Here is a 21,757-nt window from a genome sequence, read left to right on the forward strand (position 1 = left end):
CGCGGTGTCACAGGTGTCGCCATGTTGGTCGTCGCGGTGATAGTCGTACTCAATATCGTCCTGATCTATCTGACCGTAGCGTGACTGAGTTAGATGGGTAGCTGAGTGTCGGTGATGAACGCGTCTCGTATCCACACGAATGAAGTGGTCCCACAGGCCGGTGAGTAGGGCAATACCGACCAGGATCATGAGAATCCCCCCGAATACTTGGATCATTCGCGCGTTCCTTCGCAGGACGGCCAAACTTCGAACTGCCCAGGCGGAGGAAAAGGACAGGGCGACAAAGGGAATTCCTAGGCCGAGGCAGTAGGCCACGATCAACGCGATACCTTTGACGGCGGTGGCGCCTTGAGTTCCGCTGACGGTGGCGATTACGGCGGCGAGGGTGGGACCCAGGCACGGTGTCCAACCGAGGGCGAACACCCCGCCCAACAGGGGTGCGCCGACGAGATTGGACAGAGAGCGTGGAGCAAATCGGAGCTCGCGTTGCAGCGGTGAGAAAAGCCCAATGAACACCATGCCCATCGCGACGGTGACGACGCCGCCAATGCGTTGCAACACATCGCGATTGACGACGAAGCTACTGGTGATTCCGAAGATGGTGGCAGTCGCCGCTACAAACACCGCAGTGAAACCCAGAACGAAAAGTGCAGTCGCCAGAGCGACGCGGCCACGCCCGCGCACGCTGCTCGTCTCAGTAGACCTCACTGTTGGCGCGTCAGCGCCCACCAATCCGGCGAGGTAGGACAGGTAGCCGGGCACAAGCGGGATGACACATGGGGAGGCAAACGAGATCAAGCCCGCCAGAGCCGCGGCGATCGCGGCAAGGACGAACGGTCCCGACGAGACAGTGTCGGCGAACATCTGTCCGACAGAGCTCTGTGCAAGAACAAGCGGTAGGTCACTCATGGTGAGAGTGGTTCGCTGGCTACCCGTCGTACCACCGCGCCGAGTTCTGTCGCGGTAATTGACCGCAAATACACGACGGCGGGACGATGCTTGCGATCGAGGACAACCGTGGTAGGGACCACTGAGGTGGGTGTGGTCAACGCGGCAAGCGTCGCCCCGTCGAAATCGTAGATCGATGGGTACTCCACGCCGCGATCGATCACGAAGTCTCTGGCCGACTGCCGATCGTCTCGAAAATTGATGCCGAGGAAGTCCACTCCGAGAGACTTCGTCTCTTCAAACACTTGCTCGAGATCATCGGCCTCGCCGCGGCACGGACCGCACCATGACCCCCATACGTTGATGACCAGGACTTTGCCCGCGAAATCGGTGGTACGTACGGTGGTGTCAACCATCAGGTCGGCCCCGCTGAGCGCCGCGATCTGCGTTCTCTGCTGCGGAGGATCGTAGGTGATGACTGTCTGTCCGCGCGGGGATACGAACTCAAACGTATCGCCCTGTGTCACTGCGTCAGAACCAGTCCCGCAGGCGCTGAGAGCAGCGAGTACCAAGATGAGTAGCACCGACCGGGCGCCAGGATGCGTTACCCGATTCCCGCGGCGCGGAGGAGGAAACGTGGCACCGTGCATCTGGTGGGATAACGCACGATGCACTCGCACGGGAGTCGGGATGACGTGCTCGTCGGGCAAGTCCCCATTGCCGAGCATCACCTTCGGGGGCTCACTCATCGCCACACCTTAGCGAGGCCGGAGACACCATCCATGCATATATGCGAATATCGCTATGTATTGTGGTCGTGTCGGTCAGGACGACGAGCGTCCGGGCGACGGGCATCGAATTATCGATTCGGAGGGATGGGGCAGTGGGCGCTGGCCATGACCATGCGGCGGGTTCGACTGCGGCAGAGGGTGTTGATAACAGTCTTCGTAAGCGGTTGATCATTGCGTTTGTGCTCACCAGCGTCATTGTGATCGCGCAACTGGTGGGTTCGGCGATCACGGGTAGCCTGGCGTTGCTCACTGACACCGCCCATGCGGCTACCGACGCGATCGGGTTGGCTGTGGCCGTTGTTGCGGCGAGTCTCATGCACCGGCCACCGAATAAACGGCGCACTTGGGGGCTGCGGCGGATGGAGGTCATCGCCGCGCTTGCGCAGGCGACATTGCTGCTCGGCGTGGGACTTTTCGCCGGAGTGGAAGGCATCCGCCGCTTGTTCGCACCTCCCGACGTACCTTCAGCAGAGTTACTGGTCTTCGGTGTCATCGGCTTGACTGCGAACATCGTGGCGATCATCGTGCTCTCATCTGGCCGGTCGGCCAACTTCAACATGCGTGCGGCGTTCCTGGAAGTGCTCAACGATGCACTGGGCTCGCTGGGTGTCATCGTGGCGGCGATCGTTATCGTGACGACAGGATTTCAACAGGCGGATGCGATTGCGGGATTGTTCATCGTTGTGCTGATCGCGCCCAGAGCGTTGCGGATCATGAAGGACGCGGTGTGGGTACTGATGGAGTTCTCTCCGAAGGAAATTGATCTCGACGAGGTGCGAGATCACGTGCTCGAGCTCGAGCACGTGCGTGACGTGCACGACTTGCATGCATCGACGGTGGCAACTGGACTGCCTGTCATCTCGGCACATGTGGTCGTTGACGACAGCTGCTTCCGCGATGGGCACGCACCGGAGATTCTTCGTCAGATCCAGACATGCGTGGCCTCGCACTTCCCGGTTTCCTTTGAACACTCCACCTTTCAGATCGAGAACGCGGATGTCCACGACGGCGAGGTCGACGCAGTGAGTCATCCGTGAGTCACTCGGGGAGTATTGGCGACGGGACCGAAGCGATACCGTCGGCGTCGACCTCGATGACACGAGCAGGGCCGATGTCGAAGAACAGACCGATCACGTTCACCCCGCCGGGGTGCTCGCGCACCAGGGGGTGAGTTTCGAGGCGTTGTACACCGACCGCCACATTGACGATCTAGCTGGTCCACGGGTCCATAGCCTGCGGTGCTTGCACTCTGTCGGGCGGGGTGAGCGGTGAAGAATGCCTCGAGGCTGGGCCGGCCGTGTTCAAGCCACGACGACAGGTGGGTGGCGTGGTCGGGGTGTGGTTGGGAGTTCAATAGGGCAGTCATCGCCCCGCATCCGGAATGACCGCACACAACGATCGATCGAACCTGCAGGTGACGGAGCGCGAACTCAATTGCGGCATCGATTGATCTGTCCTGGCCGGTCTCTTGGGCGATGAGATTGCCGATGTTGCGAACGGTGAACAGGTCACCGGGGCCACTGGAGGTGATGATGTTCGGTACGATTCGCGAGTCTGCGCACGTGATGAACAATGCTTCGGGTTGCTGGCCGTCGGCCAACGGTCGTGTGTGGGGGCGCAGGATATCCGCCACGGTCTCGTGAAAGTGATCAATACCCTGTGACACAGCATCTTTGGTGGGTTCGGTATCCGAGATTTGCGGTGAGCGCAGAAGACGTTGCCAGGTAGTCCACGGCATGAGAGACCGGGCCTGTGACCGGGTCGCGTGTCGACGTGGCGGTGAGGATGGGGCGTGCGCGAGACGTGCTACACCGATCTCCTCGACATGCACGGAGCCGCCAGTGGCTTCGTGCGCGCGACGCCAATCGCTGATCATGTCCGATGCAGCGTGGTCGAGGAAGTCGGTGTCGAGCACCAGGGTGACATGGGCCCCGGCAGGTACGGCGCTGAGGGTTCTGTTGAGCCGCGGTAGGCCCAGAAAGCTCAACGAGCCGGTGACACTCACCCGCCACTGCCGCGAGCCGCTGGTTCCGAACGGTTCGACATGCATCTCTGCACGCACCACCCGCCACACCACGATCGCCACGGCGAGGGCAAGTCCAATCGCTACGCCCTCGAGAAGGTTGAGGAAGACGACCGCGCTCAGGGTGACCGCGTAGACCCACAGGTCTCCGGTCCGGCGGGCCAGGCGCAGGTGGGCCAGCTTGACGAGCTGGATACCGATAACCACCAGCAGGCCGGCCAGCGCCGCCTTGGGGATTTGCTGCACGATGGGAGTCAGCAGCACCGCGAACAGCAGAACCCAGATGCCGTGCAGAATTGCCGACGCCCGCGTGCGTGCACCGCTGGCGACGTTGGTCGAACTCCGCACGATCACTCCGGTCACTGGCAATCCGCCGATGAGGCCCGAGATCGTATTGGCCGCTCCCTGCCCGATCATCTCGCGATTGAAGTCGGTGCGCGGTCCGGTATGCATCTTGTCCACAGCGACGGCCGAGAGTAGTGACTCCACGCTGGCGATGAGCGCAACGGTCACAATGCCAAGCGCTACGGCCCCCCAATTGCCTTGCGGCAAGGCGGGCAACGCGATCGAATCGAAGAAGTCGCCATCGAGTTGGATGCGCTCAGCGTTGAGTGATAGCGCCATGGCGAGCAGGGTGGCGGCAGCGATAGCCACGAGCGGACCCGGAACCGCTCGAACACGCGAGGGAAGTCGCGACCAGAGCATCAAAATGGCGATGACGGTCATTCCGACAACGAGATCGGGACCATGAACGTTGGTGAGCTGGCTCGGCAGCGCAGTGATGTTCGCCCATGCAGAACTCGCCGAGGAACCGCCCAGCAGCACGTGAATCTGCTGGAGAGCAATAGTGACGCCGATGCCCGCCAGCATTGCATGCACCACGACCGGGGCGATGGCGAGCGCAGCCTGTGCGATGCGACTCAAACCGAACACGATCTGAAGCAGGCCCGCGCCAACGGTGATCAAACAGGTCACTTGCCAGCCGACGCTGTCGACGAGTTGCGCGACAACAACTGTCAGGCCCGCCGCCGGCCCGCTTACCTGAAGTGGTGACCCACCTAAGGAGCCGACGACAACGCCACCGACGACAGCCGCGATGAGTCCGGCCATGACGGGCGCGCCGGAAGCGATCGCGATGCCCAACGACAGAGGCAAAGCGACCAGGAACACCACGAGAGACGCCGGAACGTCATGTCGGATCACGCTTCTCAGAGAATCAGGCAGTTCGGGCATGGCGCCCAACGTAAGAGTCGATCATTACAGCACCCTGAGAGCGAACCGTCGGCGTCACGGTCACTGCCAAACTGAATACTACGTAGCGTGATAGTTGCTGCAGGTCACCGCACAAGTACGCCAATGATCAGCAAGTATGAGCGGTGTCGCAGATCACTTCACCGAAAGTGTGATTCATTAAAACTACGTTGCATAGTAGTTGATGGGGACGCATCCTGCTGTAGGGTGTCCGATATGTACCATCATCACTCGCGGTTGAGTCACTGCGGTCGAGCCGACGGTCGTTCATGAGCCGAGGATTTCTGATCTCTATCGGATTGGTTGTCGTCTTCGCAGTCGGTCTGTTCAGCTGGATCATCATTGATCGCGGGGATGAGGTGGCGCCGACGGCGCGGGAGGCTGATCGGGCATCGTTGCTGGTGCGGCCGGACAGTCATCGATTGAGTTCGGCTGACAGCCCAGTGACGTTCGTCGAGTTTCTTGATTTCGAGTGCGAAGCCTGCGGAGCGATGTTCCCCAACGTCGAGCGTTTACGGAATGACTATGCTGGGCGAGTCAACTTCGTCGTTCGCTACTTCCCCCTCCCGGGGCATTTCAATGCAGAACGCGCCGCGCGTGCGGTCGAAGCTGCCGCTCAGCAGGGCCGGTTCGAGGCCATGTACAAGAAGATGTTCGACACGCAGCGACAGTGGGGAGAGCAGCGCGTTCCGGCCGATGAGACCTTTCGCGGGTTCGCCTCGGCGATTGGACTCGACCTCGCTGCCTTTGATATCGCCTACCGCTCGCCGGCAACTTTGGAACGCGTCAACGCTGATGTGCGGGATGGCAAAGCGCTTGGGGTGCAAGGTACACCGACTATCTACGTCAATGGTGAGCAACTTGATGCCAGTAGCTACGCCGATCTGACGCGCTCGCTCGACGATGCGCTCGCTCGATGACGCGCTGGGTGACTGAGGGCAGAAGTGGCGAGTAGTTCCTCTGTTGGCATCCGGCCGAATACGGCCCTGCAGGGTGGCAATACCGCCCAGGCAGCGACCGTGCGCGGCGTGCGAACCCAGATCACTGCATGGGTGATGGTGATCGGTGGGCTGTGCGGTTTGGCCGCCGCCTTCGTCTTGACTATCGAGAAGATACAGCTTGCTGCCGATCCGACTCATATTCCCTCGTGCAGTATCAACCCGGTATTGAGCTGTGGCTCAGTAATGTCATCACCCCAAGCGTCTGTGTTCGGATTTCCGAACTCTCTGCTGGGCCTGATCGGCTTCGCCATCGTCATGACTTGTGGTGCGGTCGCCGCGGGTGGGGTTTTGGGCCGTTGGATCTGGGTCGGACTTCAGGTGGGACTGACCGGCGCGATTGTCTTTGTGCACTGGTTGATCTACCAAAGCCTGTACGTCATCGGGGCGCTGTGTCCGTACTGCATGGTTGTCTGGATCGTCAGCGCCGCACTGTTCGTCGTCGTCACCACCCGAAATTTGCACGCGGTCGGTGCGACTCGTTGGCGAGCTGGCGGCCTGATCGCACGATACGCCGCGGTCATCGTGACCGGATGGACTCTCGCAGTCACTGCGCTCATCGCCAATCGATTCTGGTACTACTGGACGACCCTGCTCTGAACCGCCCCGACCGATGATTCGCTGGAACTACAGCCCCGGCCCCTCACAGCATCGCCGCGAACATGATGGTCGCACCGAGGGCCATAGTCGCCTGACACAACTGCCCAGCTCCGACCAGAAGGCGCCGGCGTCGCTGGGTCTCGCCTGAGCGCGCAACGCCGTGGTAGCAGCGATAGAGCCAGAACGCTGTCGCCGCGGCGAAGAAACCGACAAGTGTCCAGTTCACCGCGGGGGCGAACCACGCTGAACCCACCGAGCTTGATTCGCCAGTCGATCGTGGCGAAGTGGTCATGGCTGCCATGTCCGGCATGGAATGCGACATCGCAGCTGGCTCCTCGGCCGAGGACGCCGGCGACATGCCTGCCGCCTGATCGTGCCCACTGCTCATCGCGACATACATCCACGCCATGGACATCATCATCAGCGCGTGATAGCCATTGATCCGAAATTGTCTGGTACGGACACCGATTCCGACAAACACGAGTGCTGCGCCGAGAAACGCGAGCGCCAGCACCGAACTGCCAAACACCGGCGGAGTCGGTTGCCAGACCATCACTGCCATGGCAACGGCCATAGCCAGATGCAGCAACCAGGTGATCTGTTCTACGCGGCCGCCGCGACGCTGTGTCAGTCGGTAAACAGCGACGAGCGCCACTCCCAGAAACAACAGGCTCACCAGCCACCGTGCACAGACGTTCTCGATCACCAGGCAGCGCCTCCACTTCTCACTCAATCCCGAACGTTTTGACTCGCCCACTATTCCGGGACTGTCGCTGATTCGGTGTAAGTGGTTTTGATCGCCCCCGGCGTGGGGCAGGAGGAATCACGACGATGACCGACACAATCGGGGGCGTGGATGCCCCGGTGGCGGGGCCGGTTCAGACCGGCCAGGAACACGATGTCACCACCGCGGAGGCGGTGCGTGAGCTCTCGAAGGCCGAGCAGGCTTTGGTGAGCGATCTGGTGCGTAGTTCACGTGCCCAGGGAGTGGCGCTGACCGGTCCTGACGGGCTGCTCAAGGCGTTGACCAAGAGTGTGCTCGAAGCCGCGCTCGATGAAGAGTTGACCGAACATCTGGGCTACGACAAACATGACGTGGCTGGCCGCAACACCGGCAATTCACGCAACGGCACCCGTACGAAACGGGTCCTGACTGATGCGTGCGGGCAGGTGCCGATCGAGGTGCCCCGCGACCGCAACGGCACGTTCGACCCGGTGATCGTCGGTAAGAGCAAACGCCGCGTCACCGACGTGGATCGGGTGGTGTTGTCGCTGTATGCCAAGGGCCTCACGACCGGTGAGATCTCGGCGCATTTCGCCGATGTCTACGGGGCCTCGGTGTCGAAAGACACCGTTTCCCGGATCACTGATCGGGTCATCGAGGAGATGGTGAGTTGGTGGGCACGCCCGTTGGAGAAGGTATATGCCGCGGTGTTCATCGACGCGATCATGGTCAAGATTCGTGACGGGCAGGTACGCAACCGGCCGATCTACGCTGCCATCGGTGTTGATCTCGACGGGCATAAAGACATCCTCGGCATGTGGGCCGGCGACGGGGATGGCGAGTCGGCCAAGTTCTGGCTGGCGGTACTCACCGATCTCAAGAACCGGGGTGTCACCGACATCTTCTTTGTTGTCTGTGACGGGTTGAAAGGGTTGCCCGACAGCGTGTCTGCCGCTTTCCCGTTGGCCACAGTGCAGACATGCATCATCCATCTGATCCGAAACACCTTCAAGTACGCCTCCCGCAAGTACTGGGACAAGATCAGCGTCGATCTGAAACCGATCTACACCGCACCGACCGCCGCCGAGGCCTGGGTGCGGTGGGAGGAGTTCGCGGAGAAGTGGGGTAAACCGTACCCAGCGATCGTGTCGCTGTGGGAAAGCGCGTGGGAAGAGTTCATCCCGTTCCTCGACTACGACGTCGAGATACGGCGGGTGTTGTGCTCCACCAACGCGATCGAAAGCCTCAACGCCCGATACCGGCGCGCAGTGCGCGCTCGAGGGCATTTCCCGAACGAGCAGTCCGCGCTCAAGACGCTCTACCTGGTGACCCGGTCACTGGACCCGAAGGGTACCGGACAGACGAAGTGGGCCGTACGCTGGAAGCCAGCGCTCAACGCCCTGGCCATCACGTTCGCCGATCGTATGCCCGCAGCCGAAGAACGCTGACCCACCGAGTAATCGGAAAACCGCCGCTTACACCGAATATCGGACAGACCCACTATTCCTACGCAGGATAGTAGATTGGGTGATGGCGCCCGTGCGTGGACGGAGAAGTGATGAAGAGTGAGTAGTCAGCAGCAGCAATTACACGCTGTGCGCGCGCCTCACGTGGCAGTGGCGCTCCTGGCGGCCTTTTTGGGCGTGAGCGCCGCTGTACTCGCGTGGTACGCCACCTCGGTGGCTGGTGCTCGCTACAAGCAGAGCGGTGATCCGTTCCCGGGCGTTGCAACTGCGATGAGCGATGTCGTGGGCAACTACCTTGTCTCGGCTGTCGCGGGTCTGACACTGGGTGCGCTCGTCTACGTTGTGATCGCGGCACGCCCGGATGACGAGGGATACGTGGACATCACGGTGTACCCCGCATATCGGGCTGCAGCGAGGGTCGCCACCGCATGGGTGGCCCTCGCAGTGCTCATGGTGCCCGTTGCCGCGGCCGACACCACCGGCTTGTCCGTGACCCGACTCATCGGCGAGGGGTACCTGGCGTACGGAATCAGCGTGAGCGATCCGGCGGCGGCATGGATTGTCACCGCCGGCGCTGGGCTCGTAGTCCTAAGCGCTGTCCGGTTCTCACTGAAGTGGAGCACAGCAGTGGCTGCGCTGTTGCCGGCGATGATTGGTGTTGTTGCTGTGCCGGTGGTGGGCAATGCCGCCCAGGGACCTAATCATGATTACACCACTGGCGTGGTCATGATGTGCACCGTCGCGCTGGCGGGCTCGTTTGGACTTCGGATTGCGTGGTTGAGACGGCCACGACACGTCCTCGGCGCGTGCGATGACCGGATCGTCCGTCGGCGGGTGGCCCCAGTGCTCGTGGTGCTCGATGGTGTCGTGCTGGTCTGCGCCGTCGTGCTGTCCCTGGCGTGGTCGCCCGGCAACTTCTTGCAGGACACCGCCTCCGGGCGTGCGACGGTCATCATGATCGGTGTTACCGGTCTAGCGCTCGGAGCCGACGCGTTGACATATCGCGGGCGCGCCGCACGCTGGTGGTTGACGCCGGACGCTCTGCAAACACTGGCCGCCGCCGCCGGTCTGTCGGCGATCGCTGCGTGGGCGGTCATCGACACCCGGGTTGCACCGGGATTGTTGTCACACCCCTTTACCGCCTGGGATGTGTTTCTCGGATACACCCTCCGTACCGGGCCCTCGGTACCGACAATTCTCTCCGTGTGGCGTGTCGATCTGATTGTCGTTGGACTGACGATCACCGCTGCCACCGCATACGCCATCGGCGTATGCAGATTGCGCCGTGCGGGCCACGCGTGGCCATTGGGTCGCACCCTGTCGTGGGCGGCAGGGTGTGTCTGTGTGATCGCCGCCAGCGGCACGGGGATCAAGGCCTACGGCACGGCGATGTTCAGCGTGCACATGATCGATCACATGCTGGTCAGTATGCTGGCGCCCTTGCTGCTGGTCTTAGGGGCTCCGCTGACCCTTGCGTTGCGTGCCTGTGCGACGCTACGAGGCCATCAGTCCATGATGTTGCAGGACGAACTCAACCATCTGATCAACTCACGTCTGATCGCTGTCGTGACCAATCCGGTAGTGGCCCTTGGTCTCTACGTCGGCTCCCTGTTCGCCGTCTACTTCACACCACTGTTTGACGTTCTGGTCCGCTACCACTGGGGTCATGTGCTGATGACGCTGTGGTTCTTCACGACCGGATACCTGTTCTTTTCGGTTGTCGTGGCCATCGACCCGGGCCCGCGTCGACTTCCCGTGCTCGCCCGGCTGGGATTGCTCGTCGCGGCGATGCCTTTTCACGCGTTGTTCGGCATCGCGCTGATGACCTCCACAACGATTGTGGGCGAGAGCTTCTATCGAGAGTTGGCGTTGCCGTGGGTCGCAGATCTGCGACGCGATCAATGGCTGGGTGGGGTGTTCACCTGGGTGGGCGGCCTCATACCCGTCATCGTCGTGGCAGTCGTGCTGATCATCGAATGGTGGCGAGCCGATTACGGTGTCCGTGGTCGCTGGACTGATCCCGGGGGACCCGACGACGAACTCCTGGCCGCCTGGGCGAACAGCCGACAATGAGGGATAGTCCCCAATCGTTGAAATCGTACTGTCATTCGGGTCGGCGCAACCGCCGTCAGACACGTGCTGTCGCGACTAGCTCGTCCCATGTGTCACTGCTGCTCCGCAAACGCATGCTGTTGGCGACGACAAACAACGACGATGCCGCCATGGCGCCCCCGGCGATCAGCGGGTTGAGTAATCCTACAGCAGCCAGTGGCAACGCAGCGATGTTGTAACAGAACGCCCACCACAGATTGACTCGAATCGTGCGATGAGTCGCCACGGCAAGCGTCAACGCTGCAGGCACTGACCGAAGATCCTGACGCACCGCGATGATGTCGGCCGCATCGAGTGCGGCATCGGCACCGCGGCCGATGGCCACACCGAGATCAGCAGCGGCCAAAGCGGGAGCGTCGTTGACTCCATCGCCGACCATTGCCACCGACCGGCCCTGAGAACGCTGCTGTTGCACGGCGACGGCCTTCTGCTGAGGGCTGACCTCGGCGATCACCTCATCGATCCCGACGGCATCAGCGACTCTGCGGGCGGCGTGGACATTGTCACCACTGATCAACACGGTACGAATTCGGCTCCGCGACAGTTCTGCCACCGCGGGAGCCGCTGACGCCTTGATCTCGTCGGCGATGGTGATCGCACCACAGATCACATCGTCGACCGAGACGAACACGATCGAGTGGCCTGACTGCTGTGCTGCCAGGACCAGGTGTTGGAGGTCGGTGGGGATGCCGTGTGTGCAGATCCAGGACGCCCGACCGACCTGGACATGTCGGTCGCCAACCTTTCCGGATACGCCGTAGCCTACGTGCGCGACGAAGTCGGTAACGCGACGATCTCCGACAGGGGCTGCGGCGACTATCGCTGCCCCGACGGGGTGCTCGGATGCTGCTTCGACCGCCGCTGCTAGCGCCGCGACCTCATCGCGGTTACAACCGCTGACTGCCGCAATGTCGACCACCTCGGGCCGACCCTCGGTCAAGGTGCCTGTCTTGTCGAACATGACGGTATCGATGGAGCGTGAGCGTTCCAGCGCCGTGGGGCCCTTCACGAAGATCCCGAGTTGCGCTCCGCGTCCGCTCGCGACCATCAGCGCCATAGGAGTGGCAAGGCCCAACGCGCATGGACATGCGATGATCAACACCGACAACGCTGCCCCGATCGCCTGATCGATTTCGCCGGTACCAGCGATGATCAGCCACAGTGCCAACGTGGTGCCGGCAAGCCCGATGACCACTGGCACGAATATTGATGCGATTCGATCAGCCAGCCGTTGCGCCTGCGCCTTGCGTGACTGGGCGGCGTCGACCAACTGCAGCATCGCACCCAACTGCGTGCCGGCTCCTACCGCTGCTGCACGGACCACCACACGTCCATCGAGCGAGAGTGTTCCTCCGATGACAGCACTGCCGGGCGCGACTACATGGGGTTTCGACTCGCCGGTCATGATGCTCACGTCGACCGAGGCTCGGCCCTCGACCACCTCGCCATCAGTGGCAATCCGCTCACCAGGTCGCACTACGAACTTCTGGCCGGTGCTCAGTTCGTCACTGGGCAGCGGCATTTCCGATCCATCGGCGAGGATGACTGTGGCGTCTTTGCTGGTGAGCGCGGCGAGCGAACGCAGCGCGCTACCTGCCCTCGATCGTGCGCGGGCTTCGAAGTACTTGCCGGCCAAGACGAACACCGTGACACCTGCGGCGATCTCCAGATAAATGGAATCGCTGGCGGTGATGGCCGCCCACACCCCCGGTTGCGTCGGCGCAGACTCCGCCTGTCCGGACACGATCGTCACGATCGACCACACGGTGGCACAGATGACTCCGAGCGAGACGAGGCTCTCCATTGTGGCCGAGCGAGTACGCAAATTCCGCAGCGCCACCCGATGAAATGGCCAGGCACACCAGGTCACCACCGGGCCGGCCAGGCCGATCACCACCACCTGCCAACCCGGAAAACGCAGGCTTGGAACCGCGGCAAGGACAACTGAAAGGTCGGCCAACGGGAGGAACAACAGCAGAGAAACCACCAGACGCCGAAACATCATCTGTGCCTCGACCTGATCCTGATCCCGCGACGCTGCGGCACCCTGCTCACGGACCACAGCGGTATAACCCGCTTTCGCGACGATGTCACAGATCACGGCGTCCTCGACAGCGTCGGGAGCAGTCACGGTGGCCACTCGAGTGACGAAATTGACCGACGCTGCCAGGTCGGGAGTCTTGTTGAGTTTTCGTTCGATACGCGCCGCGCACGCGCCGCACGTCATGCCGCTGATATCGAACTGAACTCGACGCTGTGGGCTCGAAGCGACGATGTCGATGCCGTCGGAAGTGGTGATCGCCATGGTTGCCTCGAAGATCCTGCCGTCTGTCAAATCATCTGTCTACTACCCAGCCTAGTTAGTCGGCTGGGTAGGACTCGCTCGGTGTCGTTCCGATGATTGGTCAGTTCAGAATTGGGGGTGTGTCCGCGAGTCTCGCCGCGCAGGTCACACTCCTAACGTGGGTAGTTGTCGTAGAATCGGCACATGAAGGGACCACGACGGGGAAGGCAGGATGACTCACCTGGGATCGCTTGAGCGAGCCGTAATGGATGTGTTGTGGAACTCACGGGCGGCGATGTCGGTGCACGACTTGCTGGCCGAACTCGATGAGCGCGAACTCGCCTACACCACGGTGCTGACCGTGGTCATCAATCTCCACAGGAAAGAACTGGTAGGTCGAGAGAAAATCGGCCGGTCGTATCGATACTTCCCGCTGCAGTCTCGCGAAGAAGCAACCTCGCGCACGCTCCGTGAGGTGCTCGACGAAAGTGGCGATTCGGCGTCTGTGTTGATGCACTTCGCCCGGATGGTCACAGCCGAGGAGCGACAGATTCTCAGCGAGCAGCTCGCGCGCTCCGCGCGCGGGCGTAAGAAGCGATGATCGTCGCGACGGCGCACCTTGTTGGCGCTTTGCTGATCGGTATAGCGGGCCCGTCTGTGTTGCGGCGACTGCCGGCTGAGTGGCCGCCACGGCTGACGCTGTTGGCCTGGGTCAGTAGCGTCACGACCACTCTGGGCTTGCTGGTGTTGGCGGCGTTATCGGCGCTGTGGCCCGATCCAGCTCCAGCCGAACAGTTCGTGACCGCTATCGCTCGGTGCGCGACTGTGGTGTTTGAGGCCATCCGTACTGATTTCAACGTGCTCTACGTGATCATCGTGGTGGCGATCGTGTCCGTGGTGGTGTTTCGCACTACGCGGTCGTGGATGCGATATGCACTGCGCTCGGGCAAGATTCGTCGTCTGCATCGCGATATGGTCGCCGTTGTCGGCGACGTGGAGCCGGATTCGCCGGATGTGTTGTGGATCAGCCACCCACAACCGATGGCATATTGCGTCGGAGGTCGTAGCGGATTTGTTGTCGCAACGACGGCGTTGCGGACTGACCTGCCCGCAGAAGCCCGCGAAGCAGTCTTGGCCCATGAGTTTGCACATCTGCGCTCGCATCATCACCGCATGATCGGGCTGTGCTCGGTGGTGGCGGTCTCTCTTCCGATTCTGCCGCTGTTTCGACAGGCACCCCATGCGGTGTCGATCCTGACCGAGATGGATGCAGATCTCGCGGCGGCACGGCAGACAAGTCCGTCGGCTGTGCGACGAGCATTGCTCCACGTGGGAACCACGCTCGTCGGAGACGACGCCGCTGCAACCGATTCGACCAGCCAACGGGTCCGTTCCCTGGACAACTACACCATTCGGCCGACTGTGTCGGCCTATATCGCCGCCTGTTGTGCTCCACTGTTTCTCAGCGTGGTGGGTGCGGCGATTGCGTTACCGGCGTTGTCGATACTGGTGCATGGTCTGACCGCGTAGGTTGTGGCATCCGCGGCGCCGTCGCTCCGCTGAGGTCCCGGAGAAAGTCGTTATAGTCAGCCAGTTCGGCATCGGTCTTCTCCGGCGAGTACGTCCGGGATTCATCACGGCGCCAGCGCACGGCGAAAACCAGTACGATCAGCAGGCCTACTGGTTCGCCGTATGCCCAGGCTAGTCCGCCGGCCCACTGCTGATCAACAATCGGATCGACTCCCCATCGGGCGGCCGAGTCGGCGAAGTAGGGCACGAGCGGAACCGATGCGACCATGAAGATCACTCCGAAGAAGACGTGCAAAGGCATCTCGACGAAGAGGTGAAACAGCCGCCCGAAGTTCGAGTGTCTCCCCGGCACTGGCCCGGTCGCGAGAACCGGCAGGATGAACAACAGCCCTGAGATGACAAAGAACACCTCCATGGCGGTGTGACCCAAGGTGTTTCCCGCCAGTGACGACACGATGGGGGACAGATAGATACCGTAGTAGCTGGCCAGGAACAGGGGAATCCCCACCAGAGGATGTAACAGTGCCGCAGACCAGCGAGATCTCAAAGCCACCAACGCATATCGATTGATGTGATAGCCGATACCGGTGTGCGGTGTCGATCGCAGCATCAAGGTGCCGGGAGATCCGAGAACCAACAGCGGTGGCACTGCCATCGACAGTGTCAGGTGCTGAAACATGAACGCGCCGAACAATCCGTAACTGTAGCGCTCTATGCCCAACGTGGTGGTGGCGAAGAGAACCACGCAACCAGCCAAGAAGCATGCGGTCTTGTACGCAGGCCATCGGCGAGTCTTCGTGGTCACCCGCCAGCGTGCCCACAGATACCAGAGACCGGCGACCACTGCTGCGGCCGGCAACAGTGGCAACGGGCTTGGTCCCCACGCCACGAACTGGCCAAGTGACGGCGGCGACGTCGGCACCGTAGGTACGGCGGAGATAGTCACCGCAGATCGAGGAGCCGTCCTCGCCGAAGCACTGGTGCGGCCATTGTGGCGACAGTCCATCCGGCGCCGGCTCCTGCAGTGATGGCCACGACCCACACCATCAACGGGACGGTGCTCAGATGCTGTGGAAGTGACTCCAGTCGTCCATCGTGTGAGGAGTGCAGAATCAGGGAACCCGCGAACGCAGTCAGAGCGCTGACCAGGCCAGTGATATACAGGGTGGCCGCAAAAGCAAACCACCGCGGCACACGCAGTCGGTCTTCGCCAGTAGGTCCATGTAGCGCGCTCTGCCTCATGACTGCGTCCTGTCGTTGTCGCCTGATGCTTCGTGGGTGCCGGTGGTCAACGGTTCGCGGCGGGTGTCCTCGACGGCCTCGCTCTCGTGGCCGTGACCCGGCCCCACGTGCGCCTCGGCACGCATCCGCTCGATCATGTGCGGATAGTGCAGCTCGAATGCCGGGCGCTCCGACCGGATGCGGGGCAGCTCGGTGAAGTTGTGCCGCGGCGGCGGGCAGCTGGTGGCCCACTCGAGCGAGTTGCCGAAGCCCCACGGGTCGTCGACCGTGACGACCTCGCCGTAGCGGTAGCTGCGGAAGACGTTCCACAGGAACGGCAGGGTCGACAGGCCCAGGATGAAGGCGCCCACGGTGGAGATCATGTTGAGTGTCGTGAAGCCGTCCGACGGCAGGTAGTCGGCGTACCGGCGCGGCATGCCCTCGTTGCCCAGCCAGTGCTGCACCAGGAACGTGGTGTGGAAGCCGATGAACGTCAGCCAGAAGTGGATCTTGCCGATCCGTTCGTCGAGCATGCGACCGGTCATCTTCGGGAACCAGAAGTAGATGCCTGCGTAGGTGGCGAACACGATGGTGCCGAAGAGCACGTAGTGGAAGTGCGCGACCACGAAGTAGCTGTCGGACAGCTGGAAGTCCAGCGGCGGGCTGGCGAGCAGCACACCGGTGAGGCCACCGAAGAGGAACGTGACGATGAACCCGATGGAGAACAGCATCGGTGTCTCGAACGTCATGTTCCCTTTCCACATCGTGCCGATCCAGTTGAAGAACTTCACACCGGTCGGGACGGCGATGAGGAACGTCATGAAGGAGAAGAACGGAAGCAGCACAGCACCGGTCACGTACATGTGGTGTGCCCATACGGCCACCGACAGAGCGGCGATCGCCAGCGTCGCGTACACCAGACCGGTGTAACCGAAGATCGGCTTGCGCGCGAACACCGGGAACACCTCGGACACGATGCCGAAGAACGGGAGCGCGATGATGTACACCTCTGGGTGACCGAAGAACCAGAACAGGTGTTGCCACAGGATCACACCGCCGTTGGCGGGGTCGAACAGGTGTGCCCCGAATTGACGGTCGATGACAGCACCCGCCAACGCGGAGGTGAGCAGGGGAAACGCGAGCAGAATCAGCACGCTGGTGACGAGGATGTTCCAGGTGAAGATCGGCATGCGGAACATGGTCATGCCCGGTGCGCGCAGGCAGATGACCGTGGTGATCATGTTGACCGCACCAAGAATCGTGCCGAGCCCGGAGACCATCAGGCCAAGAAACCACAGATCACCGCCAACTCCGGGACTATGGATTGCATCGCTGAGTGGTGTGTAGGCCGTCCACCCGAAGTCGGCAGCTCCGCCTGGGGTGAGGAATCCAGCCAGAGCGACCGATGAGCCAAAAATGAACAGCCAGAACCCGAGAGCGTTCAGGCGGGGGAATGCAACGTCGGGCGACCCGATCTGCAGCGGCAGGACGAAGTTGGCGAAACCGATGACGATCGGTGTCGCGTACATCAGCAGCATCACCGTGCCGTGCATGGTGAACAGCTGGTTGAACTGCTCGGTCGAGAGGAACTGCATACCGGGTCGAGCGAGTTCACCGCGCATCAGCAGCGCCATCAGGCCGCCGATCAGGAAGAAGGCGAAGCACGCGACCATGTACATCATGCCAATGAGCTTGTGATCGGTGGTCGTCACCAGCCGGTACAGGAGCGATCCCTTCGCACCGCGTCGCTCGGGATACGGCCGAGCAGTGACAGCATCGGCGGGTGGGGGAGCTAAAGCGGTCATATGCAGTCCTTTTCACGTCCGCGGACGACGTCGCTTGCCGGGAAAACACCTGTCGAAGCAAGGTCAGGCGTAGCAGCTGTACGTATCATCAGATCACAAAATACTACCGTTCTTAGTAGATACAAAACGGAAGGTCAGTTGCAAGGCAGAGGTAGTTGGCGTTGGGCGCAGAGAGATACGTCGATCGCGTTGGCGAGGTCGTCGTACGTGCGAGGGCGGATGCGGTTGCCGTTGACGAAGTAGGCGGGCATGGCTTCCACGCCCATCCGCTGACCGTCTTGGATGTCACCGTCGATCTTGGCGGCGGTATCGGGAGAGTTGTAGGCGGCATCATAGGCGCCAAGGTCAAGACGCAGCGAGGTGGCGAATCGACGAAACGTGGCCTCTGCTGTTTGCGGATCAGTGCCGGTCCAGCTGGACTGACTCTCGAGGAGCCGAAAGAGCATGGCATCGAAGCGGCCTTGTTTGCCTGCTGCCTCGACTGCACGTGAGGCCCGCGCGGAGTTGGGGTGGGTTGAGGTGGGGAAGTGCCGCACCACGAAAGTCACGCGGCCGCTGAACTGTGTCCGCAACCGCCGAAGAGTGGGCAGCAGCGCCGACGATACCTCGCTCTCCATGTCGACGAAGTCGACGAAAGTGACCTGCCCACCTGGCGAGTCGGCCAATCGGTGGGCGTTGGGTCGGATGAGGAACTGCGAGGTACCCGTGCCGGCTTGCAGGGTCGCCGAGTGTTGGTGTCCCTGACGGTCTGCGATGACAGCCACAGAGACGCAGAACGCAACAATCACCAGCAGCGCCAGGTAGGCGAGAAAACTTCGCACAGTGCATATCACCGCCTTCCTGGGTAACGCCGGGCCGGGCGGATCAACTCACTCCACACCTGGATTGATACTATCCATCTTAGTAGATCGCTGCTCGGTCGAGTTCTTCTCGTCGCGCCCACGTCAGCGGACTTTCGATCGGCCCCGCACCTGGAGGACGAGTTGCCCATGCCTGTGACCTTCGGGGATGTCGACGCGAGTCGGTGGACCAACGGACAGCCGTGCGCTCGTTGATACGGCATCTTCGTCGAGCATGGCGATCGCTGACGGCGATGAGAACCGCGCTCGTGCTGTTGTTTCTCTTGGCTCTGGCGGCGGTGCCCGGGGCTTTGCTGCCGCAGCGAGAGCTTAACCAGCAGAAAACGGATCAGTACATTGCCGACCGAGGAACGCTCGGCGAATGGATGGACCGGCTACAGCTGTTCGACGTCTTCTCGAGCGCCTGGTTCACGGCGATCTATGTTCTCTTGTTCGTGTCGCTGGTGGGGTGCTTGACGCCACGACTGTTCGAGCTTGCTCGTAATCTGCGAGCAAAGCCCGTCCCAGTGCCGCGCAATCTCAGTCGGCTGCCGCATCATGCCGAGCACACGCTGCTGGACGAGGAGCCCCATGCTGTCGCGGCGAGGATTGATGAACGCCTACGCGGATGGCGTCGACGGACGGTGATGGGGGACTCCCGCGACGCCACACCCGGAGTGATCGAGATCTCAGCCGAGCGCGGATACGTGCGTGAGTGTGGAAATCTTGTGTTTCACTTCGCGTTGTTAGCCCTACTTGTCTCGATGGCGCTCGGCCGCCTCTACTCCTACGAGGGCACACGCAGTCTCGTCGCAGATGGTCAGCAAGGACTATGCAACACATCGACCGCGGTGTATGACTCGTTTCGCGCCGGCAATCTCGTCGATGGCACCGATCTGAACCAGTTCTGCATCAAGGTCGAAACGTTCCGCGCTGATTTTCTTCCCACGGGACAACCCGCCATGTACGAGTCGCAGGTGTTGCACTCCAAGAACCTTGCATCGCCCCCCTCGACCTGGGAGCGCACGACAGTCCGAGTGAATGAGCCTCTTCGTCTGGCCGGCGATCGCGTCTACGTTCTCGGTAACGGCTTCGCGCCCCGCTTCACGGTGACATTTCCCAATGGAGAACGACGCACGCAGACCGCCATCTTCATTCCCGACAACCTCCAAACGATGCAATCCTCAGGTGCTGTTCGATTCGACACCCCGGCAGGGATGTTTCCCGACGAGGACCAGAGACGCTCCAATCAGATTGCGCTCGAGGGGATCTTCGCACCCACCGCAGCTTTTGACGGGTCGTTGTTGACCTCGTCTTTTCCGACGCCGCAAAATCCCTATGTCGCGATCAGGATCTATCGCGGAGATACTGGTCTCGACACCGGGAGACCGCAAAGCGCGTACACCCTCGACCGCGCGATGATTGATCAGGGCCGCCTCCAGCAGCAGGCTCAGGCCAACTTGGCAGCCGGACAGTCGCACCGGATTCCCGACGGCACCACCGTCAGCTTCGATGGATTTCAGCGATGGGTGTCTGTTCAGGTCTCCCATGACCCAGCACAGGTGTGGGTAGGCGCCTCGTCCGTGGTGATGCTTCTCGGGTTGGTGCTATCGATGGTGATTCGCCGACGTCGGATCTGGGTGCGGCTCTCACCGCTGAATGGCGGACAGGGAACCCATGTGCAGATCGGCGGACTGGCCCGAACTGACCGGGCTGGATGGGGTGAGCGTTTCGACGAGCACGCCATCGCTCTGCTCACTGCGTCCGATCGGCAACGAGTACGGCTGTGACCGCATCGGTCGACAGCACGTGAGATCCCGCACCACAGTTGCAGCCCAAAGGCTGTGTCACTACGACAGTGAGCCGAACAACGGCGGAGGTGTCGCGGGCTTCTGATCTCCGGGATTGGCCGAGGGCAGCACTACTCCGCGATCTGCCAGCCACTTCTCTGGGTCGACTGTCGTGCCACTCGGGTCAGCCACCTCGAAATGCAGATGTGGGCCCGTCGAGTTCCCTCGATTTCCAACAGTCGCGACTTGTTGTCCCTTGCGCACCCGTTGGCCCACCGTCACAGCATTCGCATCGTTGTGTCCGTATGTGCCCACCGTGCCATCGGAGAGTCGAATCCGGACCCAAAGCCCGAACCCGTCGGCCGGACCAGAATTGATGATCTCCCCATCGCCGACGGCGAGGATTGGTGCTCCTAAGGAGTTGCCGATGTCCATGCCCTGATGATTGCGTCCATCACCAAATGACGACGTGACCTGACCGTTGGTCGGTGCTACGGCCTCGCCAGAACTCGTCGAGCCGCTTGAGCCCGAACTCCCAAAGAGGTCGCTGGACCCAGTAGTCGCGGTCGCGTGAGATCCTTGCGGATCGTGTGGCTTCGACTCCAACGCAAGCAGATCGAATAACCGTTGCAAGGGAAGCGAATCAACGACCATCTCGCCGACGCCCTCGCCGACTGGTAGCAAATCGCTGAAACAGCCAATGCTGCTGATGGGATCTTCCCCCGCAGAGTCAATTCCGGCTCGATCACCAAGGCAAAGGCTGACTGATCGTATGGGTTCATCAAGTCGCCCCGCCACACCCGAGCCCAACGAACTTTGGACGGCCTCGCCGACCAGTCGGCCGAACTGGCCAATAGCGTGGGTGTTGACCTCCGTCGCCCGAGCGGCACCAATCCCTGTCGCGCACGAAGCCATCAACGCCATCGCCGACACCCCAACCATCACAGCTGAGCGCAGTGAAAGCTTCCTGATCGGGTGGCGGTACAGCGCGTGTCGCAAGATCCTGTCCTCTGCTCTTTTGCCTGGCGAGATCGACCCAACGGATGCTCGCGTCTACCGCGAATGAAGCGCGTGAGGTCGCCATCTTGGTCCGGAATTACTACACACCATAGGAAACTCTGGTCACAGGAGTAACACGGGATGATCAAGCGTCGATGCCAACCTGAGGTCTGTACTCGCGAAGGCGATGGCCCCACGATTCGAGGACGAAACGCGAACTGCGCAGTCCGTAGGATGCTATTGGCGCAGATCAGGTGAGACACTCGGGTGCGTATCGCAACACCGCTGCGCCCCGTCCCGTGCCGACCTGGCCCGATGGCCGCACAATCACAAAGTGGGGATATTAGTCAGTGTGACAAACCAGGTGCGGTTCAGATCTCCTATGGGAGGCCGGACATAAAGGTAAGAGGCGAGTCGAGACCTGCGGCGCGGGGAC

At 61.6% G+C, this 21,757-nt stretch carries 15 protein-coding genes and 2 pseudogenes; 8 read left to right on the forward strand and 9 right to left on the reverse strand.

The genetic code is table 11. The annotated features are described in order from the left end of the window. Nucleotides 1-89 precede the first annotated feature (89 nt). Both OSB52_RS23895 and OSB52_RS23900 read right to left on the reverse strand, forming a co-directional pair. Nucleotides 90-909 (reverse strand): annotated as a pseudogene (locus OSB52_RS23895) (cytochrome c biogenesis CcdA family protein). After that, on the reverse strand, nucleotides 906-1,538 hold the full coding sequence (locus OSB52_RS23900; protein ID WP_266063824.1) for a TlpA disulfide reductase family protein: 633 nt from the start codon (nucleotides 1,536-1,538) through the stop codon (nucleotides 906-908). The pseudogene OSB52_RS23895 and the gene OSB52_RS23900 overlap by 4 nt, the downstream one beginning before the upstream one ends. Nucleotides 1,539-1,771: 233 nt before the next feature. On the opposite strand from OSB52_RS23900, the gene OSB52_RS23905 reads away from it, so the two are divergent. Further along, the gene (locus OSB52_RS23905) at nucleotides 1,772-2,716 is read left to right on the forward strand and encodes a cation diffusion facilitator family transporter (RefSeq protein ID WP_266063798.1); all 945 of its coding nucleotides are present in this window, start codon (nucleotides 1,772-1,774) and stop codon (nucleotides 2,714-2,716) included. Between the two features lies 1 nt (nucleotide 2,717). Here OSB52_RS23905 and OSB52_RS23910 read toward each other — a convergent pair. Beyond that, nucleotides 2,718-4,935: pseudogene (locus tag OSB52_RS23910) on the reverse strand (SulP family inorganic anion transporter). A gap of 287 nt (nucleotides 4,936-5,222) precedes the next feature. Between OSB52_RS23910 and OSB52_RS23915 the strand changes: the two are divergent. Both OSB52_RS23915 and OSB52_RS23920 read left to right on the forward strand, forming a co-directional pair. After that, entirely contained in the window at nucleotides 5,223-5,873 is a 651-nt protein-coding gene (locus tag OSB52_RS23915; protein ID WP_266063800.1) for a DsbA family protein, read from the forward strand. 24 nt (nucleotides 5,874-5,897) lie between these two features. Beyond that, nucleotides 5,898-6,551, forward strand: a complete 654-nt coding sequence (locus OSB52_RS23920) for a vitamin K epoxide reductase family protein (RefSeq protein WP_266063802.1) — start codon at nucleotides 5,898-5,900, stop codon at nucleotides 6,549-6,551. A gap of 43 nt (nucleotides 6,552-6,594) precedes the next feature. On the opposite strand, the gene OSB52_RS23925 is transcribed toward OSB52_RS23920, so the two are convergent. Continuing rightward, nucleotides 6,595-7,257, reverse strand: a complete 663-nt coding sequence (locus OSB52_RS23925) for a DUF5134 domain-containing protein (RefSeq protein ID WP_266063803.1) — start codon at nucleotides 7,255-7,257, stop codon at nucleotides 6,595-6,597. Between the two features lie 125 nt (nucleotides 7,258-7,382). Between OSB52_RS23925 and OSB52_RS23930 the strand changes: the two genes are divergently transcribed. Together OSB52_RS23930 and OSB52_RS25100 are read left to right on the forward strand one after the other, a co-directional pair. Beyond that, nucleotides 7,383-8,723 (forward strand): IS256 family transposase, encoded by a 1,341-nt coding sequence (locus OSB52_RS23930; protein WP_266063805.1) that lies wholly within the window; start codon nucleotides 7,383-7,385, stop codon nucleotides 8,721-8,723. A gap of 162 nt (nucleotides 8,724-8,885) precedes the next feature. Further along, nucleotides 8,886-10,814: a cytochrome c oxidase assembly protein gene (locus OSB52_RS25100; protein ID WP_266063807.1), complete on the forward strand. Its 1,929-nt coding sequence runs from the start codon at nucleotides 8,886-8,888 to the stop codon at nucleotides 10,812-10,814. 55 nt (nucleotides 10,815-10,869) lie between these two features. Here the strand turns inward: OSB52_RS25100 and OSB52_RS23940 are convergent, their stop codons facing one another. Then, a complete protein-coding gene (locus OSB52_RS23940) occupies nucleotides 10,870-13,158 on the reverse strand; it encodes a heavy metal translocating P-type ATPase (protein ID WP_266063809.1) in 2,289 nt (762 codons plus the stop codon). Nucleotides 13,159-13,369: 211 nt separating this feature from the next. Between OSB52_RS23940 and OSB52_RS23945 the strand changes: the two genes are divergently transcribed. Both OSB52_RS23945 and OSB52_RS23950 read left to right on the forward strand, forming a co-directional pair. Next, nucleotides 13,370-13,738 (forward strand): BlaI/MecI/CopY family transcriptional regulator, encoded by a 369-nt coding sequence (locus tag OSB52_RS23945; RefSeq protein ID WP_266063811.1) that lies wholly within the window; start codon nucleotides 13,370-13,372, stop codon nucleotides 13,736-13,738. Then, a complete protein-coding gene (locus OSB52_RS23950) occupies nucleotides 13,735-14,667 on the forward strand; it encodes a M56 family metallopeptidase (RefSeq protein WP_266063813.1) in 933 nt (310 codons plus the stop codon). Before OSB52_RS23945 ends, OSB52_RS23950 begins: the two co-directional genes overlap by 4 nt. Here the strand turns inward: OSB52_RS23950 and OSB52_RS23955 are convergent. From OSB52_RS23955 to OSB52_RS23965, 3 genes are all read right to left on the reverse strand, one after another. Continuing rightward, on the reverse strand, nucleotides 14,600-15,613 hold the full coding sequence (locus OSB52_RS23955) for a cytochrome c oxidase assembly protein (protein WP_308203689.1): 1,014 nt from the start codon (nucleotides 15,611-15,613) through the stop codon (nucleotides 14,600-14,602). The genes OSB52_RS23950 and OSB52_RS23955 overlap by 68 nt on opposite strands. A 292-nt stretch (nucleotides 15,614-15,905) precedes the next feature. Beyond that, entirely contained in the window at nucleotides 15,906-17,693 is a 1,788-nt protein-coding gene (gene ctaD / locus OSB52_RS23960) for an aa3-type cytochrome oxidase subunit I (protein ID WP_266063816.1), read from the reverse strand. Between the two features lie 134 nt (nucleotides 17,694-17,827). Continuing rightward, a complete protein-coding gene (locus tag OSB52_RS23965) occupies nucleotides 17,828-18,514 on the reverse strand; it encodes a DsbA family protein (RefSeq protein ID WP_266063818.1) in 687 nt (228 codons plus the stop codon). A gap of 272 nt (nucleotides 18,515-18,786) precedes the next feature. On the opposite strand from OSB52_RS23965, the gene resB reads away from it, so the two are divergent. Continuing rightward, entirely contained in the window at nucleotides 18,787-20,322 is a 1,536-nt protein-coding gene (gene resB / locus OSB52_RS23970; protein WP_266063820.1) for a cytochrome c biogenesis protein ResB, read from the forward strand. Nucleotides 20,323-20,382: 60 nt separating this feature from the next. On the opposite strand, the gene OSB52_RS23975 is transcribed toward resB, so the two are convergent. Then, nucleotides 20,383-21,321, reverse strand: coding sequence for a M23 family metallopeptidase (locus OSB52_RS23975; RefSeq protein ID WP_266063822.1), 939 nt, complete (start codon nucleotides 21,319-21,321; stop codon nucleotides 20,383-20,385). Nucleotides 21,322-21,757 lie beyond the last annotated feature (436 nt).

The sequence above is a fragment of the Gordonia aquimaris genome (assembly GCF_026262595.1).
Classification (GTDB): Bacteria; Actinomycetota; Actinomycetes; order Mycobacteriales; family Mycobacteriaceae; genus Gordonia; species Gordonia tangerina.

Excerpts from the sequence above, each read along its gene's own strand:
- ctaD (WP_266063816.1), bottom strand. The coding sequence starts at position 17,693 with ATGACCGCTTTAGCTCCCCCACCCGCCGATGCTGTCACTGCTCGGCCG.
- OSB52_RS23915 (WP_266063800.1), top strand. The coding sequence starts at position 5,223 with ATGAGCCGAGGATTTCTGATCTCTATCGGATTGGTTGTCGTCTTCGCA.
- OSB52_RS23940 (WP_266063809.1), bottom strand. The coding sequence starts at position 13,158 with ATGGCGATCACCACTTCCGACGGCATCGACATCGTCGCTTCGAGCCCA.
- resB (WP_266063820.1), top strand. The coding sequence starts at position 18,787 with ATGAGAACCGCGCTCGTGCTGTTGTTTCTCTTGGCTCTGGCGGCGGTG.
- OSB52_RS23950 (WP_266063813.1), top strand. The coding sequence starts at position 13,735 with ATGATCGTCGCGACGGCGCACCTTGTTGGCGCTTTGCTGATCGGTATA.
- OSB52_RS23930 (WP_266063805.1), top strand. The coding sequence starts at position 7,383 with ATGACCGACACAATCGGGGGCGTGGATGCCCCGGTGGCGGGGCCGGTT.
- OSB52_RS23900 (WP_266063824.1), bottom strand. The coding sequence starts at position 1,538 with ATGCACGGTGCCACGTTTCCTCCTCCGCGCCGCGGGAATCGGGTAACG.
- OSB52_RS23945 (WP_266063811.1), top strand. The coding sequence starts at position 13,370 with ATGACTCACCTGGGATCGCTTGAGCGAGCCGTAATGGATGTGTTGTGG.